This window comes from Microbacterium galbum (genome assembly GCF_032464915.1).
Classification (GTDB): domain Bacteria; phylum Actinomycetota; class Actinomycetes; order Actinomycetales; family Microbacteriaceae; genus Microbacterium; species Microbacterium galbum.
This window is the reverse complement of sequence record NZ_JAWDIS010000003.1, coordinates 465,696-480,576: the sequence shown is the minus strand read 5'-3', so window position 1 is coordinate 480,576 and position 14,881 is coordinate 465,696. Positions and strand designations below refer to the sequence as shown.

The window sequence follows — 14,881 nt, the reverse complement described above, 5'->3', positions numbered from 1 at the left end:
GATAGAATCGTCTTCATGGCCGCTCGCACCACCACGCCCGAGAAGCGTCCGGGCTTCTTCTCGCAGCTCAAAACGCTCTACACCTTCACGCAGAAGGAGTACCGCTGGCTGCCCTTCCTGCTCGCGGGCATCGTCCTGGTGGGCATCGCCCTCGGTGTGCTCGTCGGCTTCCTCATCCCGCCGCTGGCGGTGTGGAGCATCATCCTGTGGGGTGTCACGGGTCTTCTCGCCGGCATCCTGGCCGGGATGATCACGATGACGCGGCTGTCGACGACGGCGATGTACAAGAAGATCGACGGCATGCCCGGCGCCACCGGCCACGTGCTCTCGTCGTCGCTCGGCCGCAACTGGCAGGCCTCCGAGGCCCCGGTCGGCGTGAACCCGCGCACCCAGGAGGCGCTGTACCGCGCGATCGGTCGCGGAGGCGTCGTGCTGATCGGCGAGGGCAACCGCAGCCGCCTCACCCGTCTGGTCGGCGAGGAGCGCTCCCGTGTGCTCCGCGTCGCGGCGGGCGTGCCGGTCACCGTCCTCTACGTCGGTCACGGCGACGACGAGGTGCCGATCGCCAAGCTCGCCTCGACCATCAAGGCGCTGCCCAAGAAGGTCGATCGCGCCACGATGGCCGCCGTCATCAAACGCGTCTCGTCGGTCTCGCAGGGCCTGTCGTCGCTGCCCATCCCGAAGGGCGTCGACCCGACGAAGATGCGCGCTCCGCGCCCGCGCTGATCACACGAGGAAGGCCCCCGCTCAGCGGGGGCCTTCCTCGTCGGCGCGGGGTTGCGTCAGCTGCGGACCAGGACCGTCCCGACCGCCTTGTCGTGCAGACCGCGCTGATCGGCGTCCCACACTACCGCGGGGATGATGACGGCGAGCAGGAGCGTCCGCACGATGGGGCGCCAGAGCCCCACCCAGCCCCCGGATGCCAATTCGAGGCGCATGCCCATCAGCCGGTGCCCGGGACTTCCGCCGATGAGCGGGATGAAGAGGATCTGCACCGCGAAGAAGATGAGGTTCGTCGCGATGGGGTTGGCGAACGGCACGCCCGTCACCGGGTCGGGGGTGGAGAAGAATGCGAAGCCGATCAATCCGGCGCTCGCGACGTCGATCAGGAGGGCCGCGATGCGGCGTCCCGGACGGGCGATGGAGCCGCGACCCTCGCGGGGAAGGCCGAGCCGCTGGCCCGGGTATTCGTTCTCGGCGGGGACGCTCACGGCATCCAGCGTAATCGGGCCGTCGTAACATCCCGGAAACATGCGAGATATGACCGGGACACCGGTTCTGGGTAGGGTCGAGGAGGCTGGCCGAGGCCGGCATGATCCCGAATGTTCTACCTCTGGAGTCTTCATGTTCAAAGATTCGTCCGAGGTGCTGAAGTTCATCCAGGACGAGGACGTCAAGTTCCTCGACATCCGTTTCACGGACCTTCCTGGTGTGCAGCAGCACTTCAACATCCCCGCCTCGACCGTCGACGAGGAGTTCTTCACCGTCGGACAGCTGTTCGATGGCTCGTCGATCCGCGGGTTCGCGAACATCCACGAGTCGGACATGCAGCTGATCCCCGACGTGACGACCGCGTACGTCGACCAGTTCCGCGAGGCGAAGACCCTCGTCATGGTCTTCGACATCTACAACCCGCGCAACGGTGAGATCTACGGCAAGGACCCGCGCCAGGTTGCCAAGAAGGCCGAGAAGTACCTCGCCTCTACCGGCATCGCCGACACCGCGTTCTTCGCCCCCGAGGCCGAGTTCTACATCTTCGACGACGTGCGTTACGAAGTGAAGCAGAACTCGAGCTTCTACTCGGTCGACTCCGAGGAAGGCGCCTGGAACACCGGCCGCGAGGAAGAGGGCGGGAACCTCGCCAACAAGACCCCCTACAAGGGCGGCTACTTCCCCGTCTCCCCCGTCGACAAGACGGCGGACCTCCGCGACGACATCACCCTCAAGCTGATCGAGGCGGGCTTCGCGCTCGAGCGCTCGCACCACGAGGTCGGCACCGGTGGTCAGCAGGAGATCAACTACCGCTTCGACACGATGCTGCACGCGGCCGACGACATCCTGAAGTTCAAGTACATCGTCAAGAACACCTGCGAGCAGTGGGGCAAGGTCGCGACCTTCATGCCCAAGCCGCTCTTCGGTGACAACGGCTCGGGTATGCACACCCACCAGTCGCTGTGGAACGACGGCAAGCCGCTCTTCTACGACGAGACCGGCTACGGCGGACTCTCCGACATCGCCCGCTGGTACATCGGCGGTCTGCTGGCGCACGCGCCCGCCGTGCTCGCCTTCACCAACCCGACCCTCAACAGCTACCACCGCCTGGTGAAGGGCTTCGAGGCGCCGGTCAACCTGGTGTACTCGGCCGGCAACCGCTCCGCCGCCATCCGCATCCCGATCACGGGCACGAACCCCAAGGCCAAGCGCATCGAGTTCCGTGCGCCCGACGCCTCGGGCAACCCGTACCTCGCGTTCGCGGCTCAGCTGATGGCCGGCATCGACGGCATCAAGAACCGCATCGAGCCGCACGAGCCCGTCGACAAGGACCTCTACGAGCTCCCCGCCGAAGAGGCCAAGAACATCCCGCAGGTTCCCAACTCGCTCCTCGACTCGCTCGAGGCCCTGCGCGCCGACCACGAGTTCCTGCTCGCCGGTGGCGTGTTCACGCAGGAGCTCATCGACACCTGGATCGAGTACAAGATCGAGAACGAGATCCAGCCGATCGCCCAGCGTCCGCACCCCTTCGAGTACGAGCTGTACTTCGGGGTCTGATCGCCCGATCTTCACGACGACGCCCGTCCCCGCCGTTTCGCGGGGGCGGGCGCCGTCATTCCTCCCCGGGGACGAGATGGATGCGGTGGCCCGGCACGTCAGCCGGTGGTTCGAGCCGCGCGTTTCTGCTCCTGGAACACCCGGATCGCCTCGTATCGCTCGGCGGAGCGGGCCTGCCGCTTGGCGGCCTCGACCTCGCGCACCTTCGGTGGTGCGCTCGTGACGAGGTCGTCGAGGAGATGCCGGACGGATGCCGTGATCTCGGCGACCGCGCGATCGAAGACGTCCTGATTGGCCCGCGACGGCGTCGTCGTGCCCACGATCTTACGGACGAACTGCAGCGCGGCGTCGTGGCACTCGGCATCCGTCGCCGGGGGCGTGAAGTTCTGCAGGGGAACGATGTTTCGGCACATGCCCGACACGCTAGGCCCCTCGCGCGCGACGCGCGAGGTCACCGCGTGCGGCGAGCGGGGATGTCGGGCCACCGGCGAACGAGACGCCCCGCCAGGCCGACGCCGTAGACGACGAACAGCACGGCCACGGGGCCGCCGATGCCGACCACGAGCACCGCGGGCATGCGGCGTCGGCCGGATCCCACGGCGTCGGTCCACTGCAGGTCACCGGCGGCGATCTGCGCGAGAGTGGAGAGGGCGAACGCGGCGATGATCGCACCCATCACGAGAGCCGTGGCGACCAGGAGCAGCGCCCGCCCGCGCCCGAGGCGCAGCAGGCTCGCGTCGAGGCTGTCGGTCCAGCGCTTCCGAAACGGTGTCACGACGACTCCCCCGCGGCCCGTCGCATGCACTCGTCGGGGACGTACAGGGTCCGGTCGGGGCGGGTGAGGCACGGAGGCGGCGGCATCGCTCCATCGAAGCACGCCTGCGGCGGTCTCCGGCACAGGCCGGTCCCCGAGGCGTCGGCTTGCCGGCATCCGCTTCCCGGCATCCGCACAGGTGCCCTTCCGCCGCGATGTCACGGGGGCACGCCAGGATGGAGGGATGCCGGACTCCCCTTACGCCTCGCGTCCGTGGTCGACCTCGTATGCCGAGGGCGTTCCCTTGGAGATAGACGAGCCCTCGCAGACGCTTCCCGAGATGCTGTCCGCCTCGGTGGCCCGCTACGGGAAGAAGACGGCGCTCGAGTTCTTCGGCGCATCGACCTCCTACGCGGAGCTCGGTCAGCAGGTCGCCCGTGCGGCTGAGGGACTGCGCCGGCTCGGCGTGCGAGCGGGCGACCGAGTGGCCCTCGTGCTGCCGAACTCGCCGCAGCACGTCGTCGCCTTCTACGCCGCGCTGCGGCTCGGGGCCATCGTCATCGAGCACAACCCGCTCTACACGCCCCGCGAGCTGCGGCACCAATTCGAAGACCACGGCGCGCGCTTCGCGATCGTGTGGGACAAGCTGGCCGACACCGTCGCGGAGTTCCCCTCCGACCTGGCGCTCGAGCACGTGGTGAGCGTCGACATCACCGAGGCGCTCCCCCTCGGCAAGAGGCTCGCGCTGCGTCTGCCGGTGGCGAAGGCGCGGGCGGCCCGCGCCCAGCTCACATCCGCGCCCACGTCGAAGCGGCCGGTCGCGTGGAAGAAGCTCCTGACCCACGGCTCGCTCTCGCGCCGGCACGGCGGTCCCGCGCTCGACGACATCGCGCTCCTGCAGTACACCAGCGGCACCACCGGGAGTCCGAAGGGTGCGGTGCTCACGCACGCGAACCTGCGCGCCAACGCGATGCAAGGCCGCGCCTGGGTGCCCGGGCTGCACGACGGCGAGGAGACCTTCTACGGGGTCCTCCCGCTCTTCCACGCCTACGGCCTGACCCTGTGCCTGACGTTCGCGATGAGCATCGGCGCGAAGCTCGTGCTGTTCCCGAAGTACGACCTCGACCTCGTCGCGTCCGCCGCGAAGAAGAGCCCTCCGACCTTCCTCCCGGCCGTGCCGCCCATCTACGACCAGCTCGCCCGCGCGGCGGCACGCGGCACGATCGATCTGAAGAGCGTGCGCTTCGCGATCTCGGGCGCCATGAGTCTGCCCGTGGCCACGGTCGACCGCTGGGAGGCTGCCACCGGCGGGCTGCTCGTCGAGGGCTACGGGATGACCGAGTCGTCGCCGGTCGCGCTCGGCAACCCGATCGGCCCCTCCCGACGCCCCGGCACGGTGGGCGTGCCGTTCCCGAGCACGGAGATCCGGGTGGTCGATCCCGACGACCCGACCGTCGATCTTCCCCTCGGCGAGCCCGGCGAGCTCCTCCTCCGCGGTCCGCAGGTGTTCCAGGGCTATTGGAACCGGCCGTCCGACACCGCGGCCACCCTCCTCGACGGCGGGTGGCTGCGAACCGGAGACATCGCGTCGGTATCCCCCGACGGGTTCGTCACCATCGTCGACCGCTTGAAGGAGATCATCATCACCGGTGGCTTCAACGTCTCGCCGAGCGAGGTCGAAGACGTTCTCACCTCCCACCCCGACATCGCCGGGGCGGCCGTGGTCGCGCTGCCGAAGTCGAGCGGGGGCGAAGACGTCGCCGCGGCGATCGTGCTGCGCGAGGACGTCCAGGTCGAACCCGACGCGATCCGCGACTTCTGCAAGCAGAGGCTCGCGGCGTACAAGGTGCCGCGGCGCGTCGTCATCGTCGACGACCTCCCGCGTTCGCTCATCGGCAAGGTCCAGCGGCGCGAGGTGCGCGAGCGTCTCATGTCCTGAGCACGACGGCAGCAACGGATGCCGACCGCCGGCCGGAACGGCATCCATCGCTGCTGCGCCGGGGGCGGGGCGCTCGATGCCTCGAGCGTTCGGGTGAAGGGACGCCCCGGTCGGGCCGGCCGCCCCGCCGCTGCCGCCGACGGGTGATCAGCCGTAGAAGAGCTTGTCGAAGACCCGCCGGGCCCGTCGCGTCGCGCCGAGGTAATCCTCCTCGACCTGCGTCGCGGAGCGGGGCGCGTACTCGAGGATGCGTCCGATGCCGTCGAGGCGGCCACGGTCCACCGGGAGGATGTCACTGGTCTGACCCGACAGCAGGGTGTTGGCGGATCGCAGGCGGGATGCCAGGTGCCAGGCGGCGGCGAGCTTGTCGCTCGCGTCGCGCTCGACCAGTCCGGCGACGGTCGCCGCTTCGAGGGCTCCGAGCGTCGAGGTCGTGCGCATGTCGGGCACGGCACGCGCATGCTGCAGCTGCAACAACTGCACGAGCCACTCGACGTCGCTCAGCGAGCCCGGACCGAGCTTGAGGTGCCGCGCGGGGTCGGCGCCCTGCGGGAGGCGTTCGTTCTCGACGCGCGCCTTGATGCGGCGGATCTCGCGCAGACCGTTCTGATCGGCTGAGACCGGGTACCGCACCTCGTCGGCGAGCTCTATGAACGCCGCGATCAGCTTGACGCTGCCGGCGACGCCGCGCGCCCGCAGCAGCGCTTGCGCCTCCCACGACAGCGACCACCGACGGTAATACTCCGTGTAGGCCTCGATCGAGCGGGCCAGCGGGCCGCTGCGTCCCTCCGGGCGCAGCTCCGCGTCGAGGTCGAGCGGGAGACGGTGGTCCTCCGACTGCTCGCGCAGCCCCGCGACGATCTTCAGCGCCAGCTGACTCGCTCGTTGCGGATCGACGCCGTTCGCGCGGTAGACGTACATCACGTCGGCATCCGACCCGAAACCGAGCTCGCGTCCGCCGAAGCGCCCCATGGCGATGACGGCGAAGTCGAGGTCGTCGTCCTCGGGCGGCACCACGACGCGACGCACCGCACGCAGGGTCGCCTGTATCGTCACCTCGGTGATCGTGGTGAGGGCGTCGGAGAGCTCCTCGAGCGAAACGGTGCCCAGGACCGCGGCCATCGCCACACGCAGCATCTCCCGACGGCGCAGCGCGCGCACCGAGCGCATCGCATCGTCGATGTTCTGCCAGCGGGTCTGGATGGCGCGCGCCTCGTCTTCGAGGGCTTTGCCCGAGCGCGGGCGCAGGAGAGCGTCGTCGTCGAGCCACGCCACCGACTCCGGGATCCACTCCATCAATTCGCCGATGTATCGCGAACCCGAGAGCACGCGTGTGAGGCTCTCGGCGGCGCCGGCGGAATCGCGGAGCATCCGCAGGAACCACGGCGTGTTGCCCAGCCGCTCGCTGATGCGACGGAAGACCAGCAGGCCGTAGTCGGGGTCGACGCCGTCGGCGAACCACCGGATCATGATCGGCATGAGGTGCCGCTGGATGGTCGCCTTCCGGCTCAGGCCGCTCGTGAGCGCGGCGATGTGCCGGAGTGCTCCGGCGGGGTCGCGGAATCCGATGGCCGCCAAGCGATCGCGCGCCTGTTCGGTCGACAGCGTGCGCTCGCCCTCGGGCAGCGCCGCGACGGCGGAGAGCAGCGGGCGGTAGAACAGGCGCACGTGGATGTCGCGCACCTCGCGCTTGATGCCCTCCCACACCGCCTGCACCCCGGATGCCGACTCGGCCAGCCGCGACGCGCGCGCGAGCACCCGCAGATCGTCGTCCTTCTCGGGCAGCAGCGCCGTGCGACGGAGCCCGCGCAACTGCAGACGGTGCTCGAGCAGACGAAGGAGCCGGTAGTCGCGACCGAAGGCCTCGGCTTCGCTCCGGCCGATGTAGCCCTCGGCCACCAGGGCGTCGAGCGCCTCGAGCGTCCCGCGCTGCCGGATGCGTTCGTCGGTGAGGCCGTGCACGAGCTGCAGCAGCTGCACGGTGAACTCCACATCGCGGATGCCGCCGGGGCCGAGCTTCAGCTGCCGGTTCACCTCCGCGGCGGGGATGTGGTCGGTCACGCGCTCGCGCATGCGCTGCACGCCCTCGACGAAGTTCTCGCGCGCCGCACTGTGCCACACCAGGGGCTGCACCGCGGCGACGTACTCCGCGCCGAGCGAGGCGTCACCCGCGATCGCGCGCGCCTTGAGCAGCGCCTGGAACTCCCAGCTCTTCGCCCAGCGCGCGTAGTACTGCTGGTGCGAGGCGAGACTGCGCACCAGCGCGCCCTGCTTGCCTTCCGGGCGCAGGTTGGGGTCGACCTCCCAGAGCGGCGGTTCGATCTCGGGCCCGGCGATGCCTCGCATCGTCTGCACCGCGAGTCGTGTGCCGATGTCGATCGCACGCGCCTCGCTCACGACCTCCTCGTCCGCCGAGCCGCCCACGAAGATGACGTCGACGTCGCTGACGTAGTTGAGCTCGCGCGCGCCGGTCTTGCCCATGGCGATGATGGCGAACCGGGTCGCCTCGACCTGCGCGCGGGGGAAAGCGCCGGGTCCGGCTCCCGAGACCCGCGAGCGTGCGACGCTCAGCGAGGCTTCGAGCGCTGCACCCGCGAGGTCGGCGAGTGACGACGAGACGACGTCGATCGCCCCCGCCGGGTCGTCCTGACCCAGGTCGTAGGCGGCGATGCGGGCGAGCAGCCGCCGATACCTGACGCGCAGGGAGACCCAGGCGGCATCCGTCGCGTCCGCCGCGAAACCCTCGTCGTCCCCCACGGATGTCAGCAGTTCACTGCGCATCGTGGGCTCGTCGGGCAGGGTGAGGCCGGCGCCCGAGAGGTGCACGAGCTCATCGGGATGCCGAAGGTAGAACTCGGCGAAGCCGTCGGACGCCCCGACGATGTCCCACAGGGCACGCCAGGCGCCGGCGTCGGCGGCCGCGGCGCGAACCGCGGCGACGTCGCGCCGCGCCACCTGGAGGATCGCCCGCAGCGCGCGGTCGGGGTCGGCCACGCGCTGCGCGAGCCGCATGGCATCCGCCCGGTCAACGCCCACCGACTCCTCGAGCTCGCCGAGCAGGGTGTCTGCTTCGGTGAGCTGCGAGAAGCCGGTGCGGGCGAGGGCGGTGAGCGCGGTGGTGCGATCGCCCGAGGTCATCGGCGGTCCGTCAGAGCGCTTCGAGGTTGCTCGCGAGCTCGAACGGCGTCACCTGCGCGCGGTACTGGTTCCACTCGCGACGCTTGTTGAGCAGGACGTACTTGAAAACGGTCTCGCCCAGCGTCTCGGCGACGAGCTCGGACTCCTCGAGGTATTCGAGGGCGTGGTCGAGACTCGACGGGAGCGGTGCGTAGCCGAGGGCACGGCGCTCGGTGTCGCTGAGCGACCACACGTTGTCCTCGGCTTCGGCGGGGAGTTCGTACTCCTCCTCGATGCCCTTGAGGCCGGCCGCGAGCATGAGCGCGTACGACAGGTAGGGGTTCGCCGCTGAGTCGAGGGCGCGGTATTCGACGCGCGTCGACTGGCCCTTGTTCGGCTTGTACAGCGGCACGCGCACGAGCGCCGAGCGGTTGTTGTGGCCCCAGCAGATGAAGCTGGGGGCCTCGTCGCCGCCCCACAGGCGCTTGTACGAGTTGACGAACTGGTTGGTGACCGCCGAGATCTCGTTCGCGTGGCGCAGCAGACCCGCGATGAAGTGACGGCCGACCTTGGACAGCTGGTACTGCGCGCCCTCTTCGTAGAACGCATTCATGTCGCCCTCGAAGAGCGACAGGTGCGTGTGCATGCCGCTGCCGGGCTGCCCGCTGATGGGCTTCGGCATGAAGGTGGCGTAGACGCCCTGTTCGATCGCGACCTCCTTCACCACCGTGCGGAACGTCATGATGTTGTCGGCGGTGGTCAGCGCGTCGGCGTACCGCAGGTCGATCTCGTTCTGACCCGGGCCGCCCTCGTGGTGGCTGAACTCGACCGAGATGCCGAGGTCTTCGAGCATGCGCACCGAGCGTCGACGGAAGTCGTGGGCCGTGCCGCCCGGGACATTGTCGAAGTAGCCGGCCGAGTCGACCGGCTGGGGGCGTCCGTCGGCGCCGAGCTGCGACGACTTCAGCAGGTAGAACTCGATCTCGGGGTGCGTGTAGAACGTGAAGCCCGCGTCGGCCGCCTTGGCGAGGGTGCGCTTGAGCACGTGGCGGGGGTCGGCGACCGCCGGCTGACCGTCGGGCGTGGTGATGTCGCAGAACATGCGCGCCGTCGGGTCGATCTCACCGCGCCACGGCAGGATCTGGAACGTCGTGGGGTCGGGGTGGGCGAGCAGGTCGGACTCGTAGGAGCGGGTGAGGCCCTCGATCGCCGATCCGTCGAAGCCGAGGCCCTCGGTGAAGGCGCCCTCGACCTCGGCGGGCGCGATCGCCACCGACTTGAGCGTGCCGACCACGTCGGTGAACCACAGGCGCACGAACTTGACGCCGCGCTCCTCGATCGTGCGCAGGACGAAATCACGCTGCTTGTCCATCGTCATCCTTCGTTTCGGGGGCCGTCGGTCCGTCGGATCCGAGCCTCAGTCGTTCTCGGCCTCTTCGTCGGCCCACTGCTTGGCGCGCTGCTTCAGCAGCTGCGGCGCGTTCGCCGCCTCTTCGGCGGTGTCGAAGGGACCGGCGCGGTCGATCGCGGGCGACTCGTACCCCTTCTCGACCTGGCCGGTCTCGAGGTTGTACCAGTACTTCTCGTTGTCGTCGCTCACGATGGCTCCTCACGTGGGTCTCGCGGATCGGCGCGGTCCCGCCGGTGCTCTCCCGATCCTACTGATGCCGACCCCGCGGCTGGATAGGCTGAGGGGCATGGCAACGAATGCGTCTCGTGCGGTCGGAGTGGACATCGGCGGAACCGGCATCAAGGCGGGAATCGTCGACCTGGATGCCGGCGAGCTCGTCAGCGACCGGGTGAAGGTCGCCACCCCCGAAGGCGCGGAGCCCGCCGACGTGCTGGCGGCGGTGAGACAGGTCCTCGAAACGCTCGAAGCTCCTGCCGACCTGCCCCTCGGCGTGGCGTTCCCGGCGATCGTGAAAGGCGGGCGCACGCTGTCGGCGGCGAACGTGTCGAAGTCGTGGATCGGATTCGAGGCCGAGAAGTTCTTCGAGCACGGGCTCTCGCGCGACATCCACTTCGCCAACGACGCCGACGTGGCGGGTATCGCCGAGGTGCGGTACGGCGCAGCGAAGGGTGTCGACGGTCTCGTCATCCTCACCACGCTCGGCACCGGCATCGGGTCGGCCATGATCTACGACGGCGTCCTCGTCCCCAACAGCGAGCTCGGTCACCTCCAGCGCGCCGGGCACAAGAAGGATGCCGAGCACTTCGCCGCCTACTCCGCGATGGAGCGCGAGGAACTGTCGTGGGACAAGTGGGCCAAGCGCCTGCAGTGGTACTACGACTACGTCGAGTTCCTCTTCAGCCCCGACCTCATCGTCGTCGGCGGCGGCGTGTCGAAGCACTCCGAGAACTTCCTGCCGCTGCTGAAGCTGCGGGCGCCGATCGTCCCGGCGAAGCACCGCAACAACGCCGGCATCATCGGTGCCGCCTCCCTCGCCGTGCCGGTTCCCGAGGCGCTGCCCGCCGTCAAGTGAGGCGCCGGGCGGGTGGCATCCTGTCGCTCGTCGGACTCGGGGTCGCGACTCTGACGGGCTGCGCGTCCACCGCTAACGCCGCTCCGTCGGAGACGGGGTCGATCGTGACCGAGCACGGGTGGTGGAGCGACGCAGCCCCTCTCGTCGAGGAGACGGAGCGGCCGAGCCCTGAGGTCGACGAGGCGCCGGGCGACTTCGTGGACGCCGTCCGCGCGGCGTTGTCGGATTCGAGTCGGTTGCGCGCGTCCTCGGATGACGCGCTCGCGGAGGCCGGGGAGGAATTCTGCTTCCTCGCGGCGGAGGTCGATGACAGGCCGCCGCTTCCGGAGGTCGTCGGCGGCATGCGCGTCGAAGCCGATGACGCTGTCGTGATCGCGAGCGCAGCACGGAGCATCCTCTGCCCCTCCGACTGAGACGGCACTCAGCCGGCTCACAGGCTCGGTAGGGTTGCACGCGTGAAGCGTTCCCTCGTCCCGGCCGGCATGGCGCTGAATCTCGCCGGGTCGGCCCTGCCCCGCGGCGGCGACGATGCCCTCACCATCATCGAGGTCGCGTCCGTGTCGCTGTGCGGGTGAGTCGGCGGCGGCTTCTGGTCGCCCTGGTCGTCGTCGCGGCCGTCGTCTCCGCCGGCGTCGAGTACACGGAAACGGTGGCCGCCCCTCGGTATCGCCTGGCCACGCGCGCGGCCGATCCCGATGGTTTCCTCGACGCGGTGCGCGCGGCCGCCCCGCACGGAGGAGTGGTGGCGATGTCGAGAGATGAGGACGTCCTCGCCGGGGCCTGGCAGTACTGCGTGGATCACACGGACCTGAACCCGGGCGAGCCGATCGTCATCACCGTCGGAGGTCGGCTGCTGACGGACGGCGAAGAGATCGGTGCCGTCGTGCGGGCCGCCCGCACATCGCTCTGTTGAGCCCGCTCACGGAGCCGCGTCGCGGACGCTGACGGCATTGCGCCACACCACGGGCGCCCAGTGGCCGCCCTCGCAGGGCACCTCGAGCATGACGACGCGGTCGTTGCCCCCGGTCGCCCAGGCCGCCTCGCGCGTCGAAGCCCGGTTGGGCCAGGTGACCCACGCCCACACCGGGCGCTTCTGCGCGTACCACTCGATGGGACGGACGCCCCAGGTCTCGGGCTGCAGCGTGCAGGGGGCGATGGATGCCAGCACCCGCGCGACCATCTCGTCGCTGACTCTCGTCGACCCCATGCACCGGACCCCTTCCCCGGCCGTGATCGATTCTAGAACATATGTCCGACACTCGACCGGGTGAGGATGCGCGGTGCCTCACCCGAGGAGCAGATGCACGCGGTTCCGGAGAACGTCCACCGCCTCCTCCCGCGTGCGCCCGGTGCTCGGACCCTGCAGCAGCTCGGCCGCGATCTCGACGAGGATCGCGGTGCCGAGGAAGAGGTCGGCAGCACCGATCGTCCGCGTGTCGCCGTCGGCGGTCGCCGTTGTCTGCAGCGCTGCAGTCGGTGTTCCGAAGCGCGCGCGGACGAGCGCGCGTTCCTCCGGCGATGCGTCCCAGAACGGTCGGCCGGTCGCATCCGCACGGTCGATGAGGTTGATCAGGAAATCGCGGGCATCGCGCTGGGTCACGACTCCTCTTCGGAGCGTGGAGGCGGACAGATCCCTCGTGCGACTACTGGTTTCGTCCGTCGCGGGTGGTGGCATCCGGAGTCCGAGAGCGCGGCTTCGACTCGATCGGGACCGGGATGCGAATGGGCCGGCCTGTACGCCGGGTTCTGTCCGGGGGTCCCGGGGGACCCCGTGGACGGTCATCTCTCTCGGCGACACGTTGCCGTGCCGCTCCAGCGGCCTACCCGGGGACTCGGCGAGCCGCGTCGTCATCCCCTGTCTGGCCTTGCTCCGGACGAGGTTTACCTCGCGGGTCGTGTCACCACGACCCCGGTGGTCTCTTACACCACCCTTTCACCCTTACCCCGGTCCTGACGGACCGCGGCGGTCTGCTCTCTGTGGCACTGTCTCGCGGATTGCTCCGGGTGGGCGTTACCCACCGTCCTGCCCTGTGGAGCCCGGACGTTCCTCGGCACGGGAGAACCCGTGACGCGACCGTCCAGCCGACCCATTCGCAGGGTCGAGTCTACGCGGGCCGCTCAGCCCTTCTCGGCCGTCTCGCCGATCCGCAGGTCGAGGGGGAAGTCGATGGGGAACGTCCCGAACAGCAGACGGCCCGCGGATGCCGCGGACTCCCGCACCGCATCCGCGACGGCGTCGGCGTGTTCGAGCGGGGTGTGCACGACGATCTCGTCGTGCAGGAAGAACGCCAGGTGGGGCACCCGCGCGAACACCGGACACGAGGCGGGCGCCGCGTGGGCGGCATCCACCGCGGGGAGGACGGCGAGACGCGCGCGCAGGTCGGCGAGCCACGCGAGGGCCCACTCGGCGGCCGTGCCCTGCACGATGAAGTTGCGGGTGAAGCGGCCCCGGTCGCGAGCGGATCGACGCGCGCGGCTCTCGTCGACTCCGGATGCCGCGGCGTCGCTCGCGCGCGACTGCAGGTGCTGCCACGCCTCTCCCGCGGCGGGTGAGGTGCGCCCGAGCCACGTGCGGACCACTCCCCCGTTCTCACCCGTGCGCGCGGCGTCGTCGACGAGCTGCATCGCCCGCGGGAAGGTGCGGCGCAGACGCGGGAGCAGGCGCCCGCTCTCCCCGGTGGTGGCGCCGTACATCGCGCCCAGCATGGCGAGCTTCGCCTCGGCGCGGCTGGCGACGGCCCCGCGTTCGACGATGCCGGCGTAGAGGTCGCGACCGGATGCCGCTTCCGCCAGCGCCGTGTCACGCGCCATCGCCGCGAGCACCCGCGGTTCGAGCTGGGCCACGTCGGCGGTGACGAGGGTCCAGCCCGGATCGGCGCGGACGGCGGTGCGGAGCGAGCGCGGGATCTGCAGCGCTCCGCCGCCCGACGACGCCCATCGGCCCGTCACGACTCCGGCGGGAACGTACACGGGGCGGAAGCGGTCGTCGTGCACCCACTCCTGCATCCAGGCCCACCCGTTGGCCGTGTACAGGCGCATGAGCTTCTTGTAGGCGATCAGCGGGGCGACGACGGGGTGGTCGTGCTCGGCGAGCTCCCACCGGCTCGTGGAGGTCACCTGGAGCCCCGCCCGGTGCAGGGAGCGCAGCAGGCGAGGCTGCGAGTCCAGGGAGGCCGTCGGATCCTCGAGAGCGGCCCGGACGATCGCCGCGGTGCGCTCGATGCGCTCCGGCAGACCTCCGCCGCGACGCGAGCCGAGCTCGCGTTCGAGCATCTCCTCGTGCGCGCGCCGGCTCCACGGCACACCGGCCGCGTGGAGTTCGACGGCGATCAATCCGCCGGCCGATTCGGCGGCGCACAGCAGGCGCAGGGCGCCGGGGGCCGCCGCCGAGTCGATGGCGGCGAGCTGCCGTCGAAACTCGGCGACAGCGTCGTCGAGCGAGTCGGGCAGGACGGTCGAGGGATCGCCGAGGTCGAAGAGCGTGTCGCCCGCCGCGGGCGCGGCGCTGCCGGCATCCCACTCCCGATGGGAACGGAGTCCGTGATCGTCGACCACGCCCTCGGCGTCGCGCAGGATGCCGTGCACCAGTCGCAGATCCCAGGCGCGGGCCAGACGCACCCCCGCCGACAGCAGAGCGGGATACGTGCTCGCCGTATCGGCCCACACCCACCGGACGTCTCCGCGCTCTTCACGATCGGAAACGGCTTCGGCGAGCCGGTCGGCGGGGACGTCGGTGGGGGCTGCGTCGACGTCGAGCGACTGGAGGGCGAAGCGGCCGGGGCCGGTGCGCCCGACGACGACCGTGTCAGACGGCACGGG

15 protein-coding genes and 1 other RNA gene are annotated in these 14,881 nt (G+C 70.1%); 6 read left to right on the top strand and 10 right to left on the bottom strand.

Annotated elements, in window-relative coordinates; translation table 11 throughout:
• The first annotated feature begins 15 nt into the window (after positions 1-15).
• A complete protein-coding gene (locus RWH45_RS15090) occupies positions 16-726 on the top strand; it encodes a DUF4191 domain-containing protein (RefSeq protein ID WP_315995690.1) in 711 nt (236 codons plus the stop codon).
• Between the two features lie 56 nt (positions 727-782).
• On the opposite strand, the gene RWH45_RS15085 is transcribed toward RWH45_RS15090, so the two are convergent.
• Positions 783-1,211: an RDD family protein gene (locus tag RWH45_RS15085; protein ID WP_315995689.1), complete on the bottom strand. Its 429-nt coding sequence runs from the start codon at positions 1,209-1,211 to the stop codon at positions 783-785.
• A gap of 133 nt (positions 1,212-1,344) precedes the next feature.
• Here RWH45_RS15085 and glnA (RWH45_RS15080) point away from each other — a divergent pair, with 133 nt between their 5' ends.
• Positions 1,345-2,769 (top strand): type I glutamate--ammonia ligase, encoded by a 1,425-nt coding sequence (glnA, locus tag RWH45_RS15080; protein WP_094734498.1) that lies wholly within the window; start codon positions 1,345-1,347, stop codon positions 2,767-2,769.
• Between the two features lie 98 nt (positions 2,770-2,867).
• Here the strand turns inward: glnA (RWH45_RS15080) and RWH45_RS15075 are convergent, their stop codons facing one another.
• Together RWH45_RS15075 and RWH45_RS15070 are read right to left on the bottom strand one after the other, a co-directional pair.
• A complete protein-coding gene (locus tag RWH45_RS15075) occupies positions 2,868-3,182 on the bottom strand; it encodes a DUF2277 domain-containing protein (RefSeq protein ID WP_315995688.1) in 315 nt (104 codons plus the stop codon).
• A 38-nt stretch (positions 3,183-3,220) separates the two neighbouring features.
• Positions 3,221-3,544: a hypothetical protein gene (locus RWH45_RS15070; RefSeq protein WP_315995687.1), complete on the bottom strand. Its 324-nt coding sequence runs from the start codon at positions 3,542-3,544 to the stop codon at positions 3,221-3,223.
• 223 nt (positions 3,545-3,767) lie between these two features.
• Here RWH45_RS15070 and RWH45_RS15065 point away from each other — a divergent pair, with 223 nt between their 5' ends.
• A complete protein-coding gene (locus RWH45_RS15065; protein ID WP_315995686.1) occupies positions 3,768-5,462 on the top strand; it encodes a long-chain-fatty-acid--CoA ligase in 1,695 nt (564 codons plus the stop codon).
• Between the two features lie 147 nt (positions 5,463-5,609).
• Here the strand turns inward: RWH45_RS15065 and RWH45_RS15060 are convergent, their stop codons facing one another.
• The 3 genes from RWH45_RS15060 to RWH45_RS15050 are packed head-to-tail and all read right to left on the bottom strand — an operon-like array spanning position 5,610 to position 10,179.
• Positions 5,610-8,600 carry a bifunctional [glutamine synthetase] adenylyltransferase/[glutamine synthetase]-adenylyl-L-tyrosine phosphorylase gene (locus RWH45_RS15060; RefSeq protein ID WP_315995685.1) on the bottom strand — a complete coding sequence of 997 codons (2,991 nt, stop codon included), beginning with the start codon at positions 8,598-8,600 and terminating at the stop codon, positions 5,610-5,612.
• A 10-nt stretch (positions 8,601-8,610) separates the two neighbouring features.
• On the bottom strand, positions 8,611-9,951 hold the full coding sequence (glnA, locus tag RWH45_RS15055) for a type I glutamate--ammonia ligase (RefSeq protein WP_076675636.1): 1,341 nt from the start codon (positions 9,949-9,951) through the stop codon (positions 8,611-8,613).
• Between the two features lie 45 nt (positions 9,952-9,996).
• Positions 9,997-10,179 carry an SPOR domain-containing protein gene (locus tag RWH45_RS15050; protein WP_315995684.1) on the bottom strand — a complete coding sequence of 61 codons (183 nt, stop codon included), beginning with the start codon at positions 10,177-10,179 and terminating at the stop codon, positions 9,997-9,999.
• 97 nt (positions 10,180-10,276) lie between these two features.
• On the opposite strand from RWH45_RS15050, the gene ppgK reads away from it, so the two are divergent.
• From ppgK to RWH45_RS15035, 3 genes are all read left to right on the top strand, one after another.
• Positions 10,277-11,062: a polyphosphate--glucose phosphotransferase gene (gene ppgK, locus RWH45_RS15045; protein WP_315995683.1), complete on the top strand. Its 786-nt coding sequence runs from the start codon at positions 10,277-10,279 to the stop codon at positions 11,060-11,062.
• Positions 11,063-11,166: 104 nt separating this feature from the next.
• Entirely contained in the window at positions 11,167-11,475 is a 309-nt protein-coding gene (locus RWH45_RS15040; protein ID WP_315995682.1) for a hypothetical protein, read from the top strand.
• 158 nt (positions 11,476-11,633) lie between these two features.
• Positions 11,634-11,975, top strand: coding sequence for a hypothetical protein (locus RWH45_RS15035; protein WP_315995681.1), 342 nt, complete (start codon positions 11,634-11,636; stop codon positions 11,973-11,975).
• A 6-nt stretch (positions 11,976-11,981) separates the two neighbouring features.
• Here RWH45_RS15035 and RWH45_RS15030 read toward each other — a convergent pair whose 3' ends face one another.
• The 4 genes from RWH45_RS15030 to RWH45_RS15015 all read right to left on the bottom strand — a co-directional run bounded on the left by RWH45_RS15030 (position 11,982) and on the right by RWH45_RS15015 (position 14,878).
• A complete protein-coding gene (locus RWH45_RS15030; RefSeq protein WP_315995680.1) occupies positions 11,982-12,269 on the bottom strand; it encodes a hypothetical protein in 288 nt (95 codons plus the stop codon).
• Between the two features lie 78 nt (positions 12,270-12,347).
• Positions 12,348-12,662, bottom strand: a complete 315-nt coding sequence (locus RWH45_RS15025) for a hypothetical protein (RefSeq protein WP_315995679.1) — start codon at positions 12,660-12,662, stop codon at positions 12,348-12,350.
• Between the two features lie 119 nt (positions 12,663-12,781).
• Positions 12,782-13,152: RNase P RNA component class A (gene rnpB / locus RWH45_RS15020), an RNA gene on the bottom strand.
• Positions 13,153-13,180: 28 nt separating this feature from the next.
• A complete protein-coding gene (locus tag RWH45_RS15015; RefSeq protein ID WP_437127351.1) occupies positions 13,181-14,878 on the bottom strand; it encodes a bifunctional 3'-5' exonuclease/DNA polymerase in 1,698 nt (565 codons plus the stop codon).
• Positions 14,879-14,881: the final 3 nt, after the last annotated feature.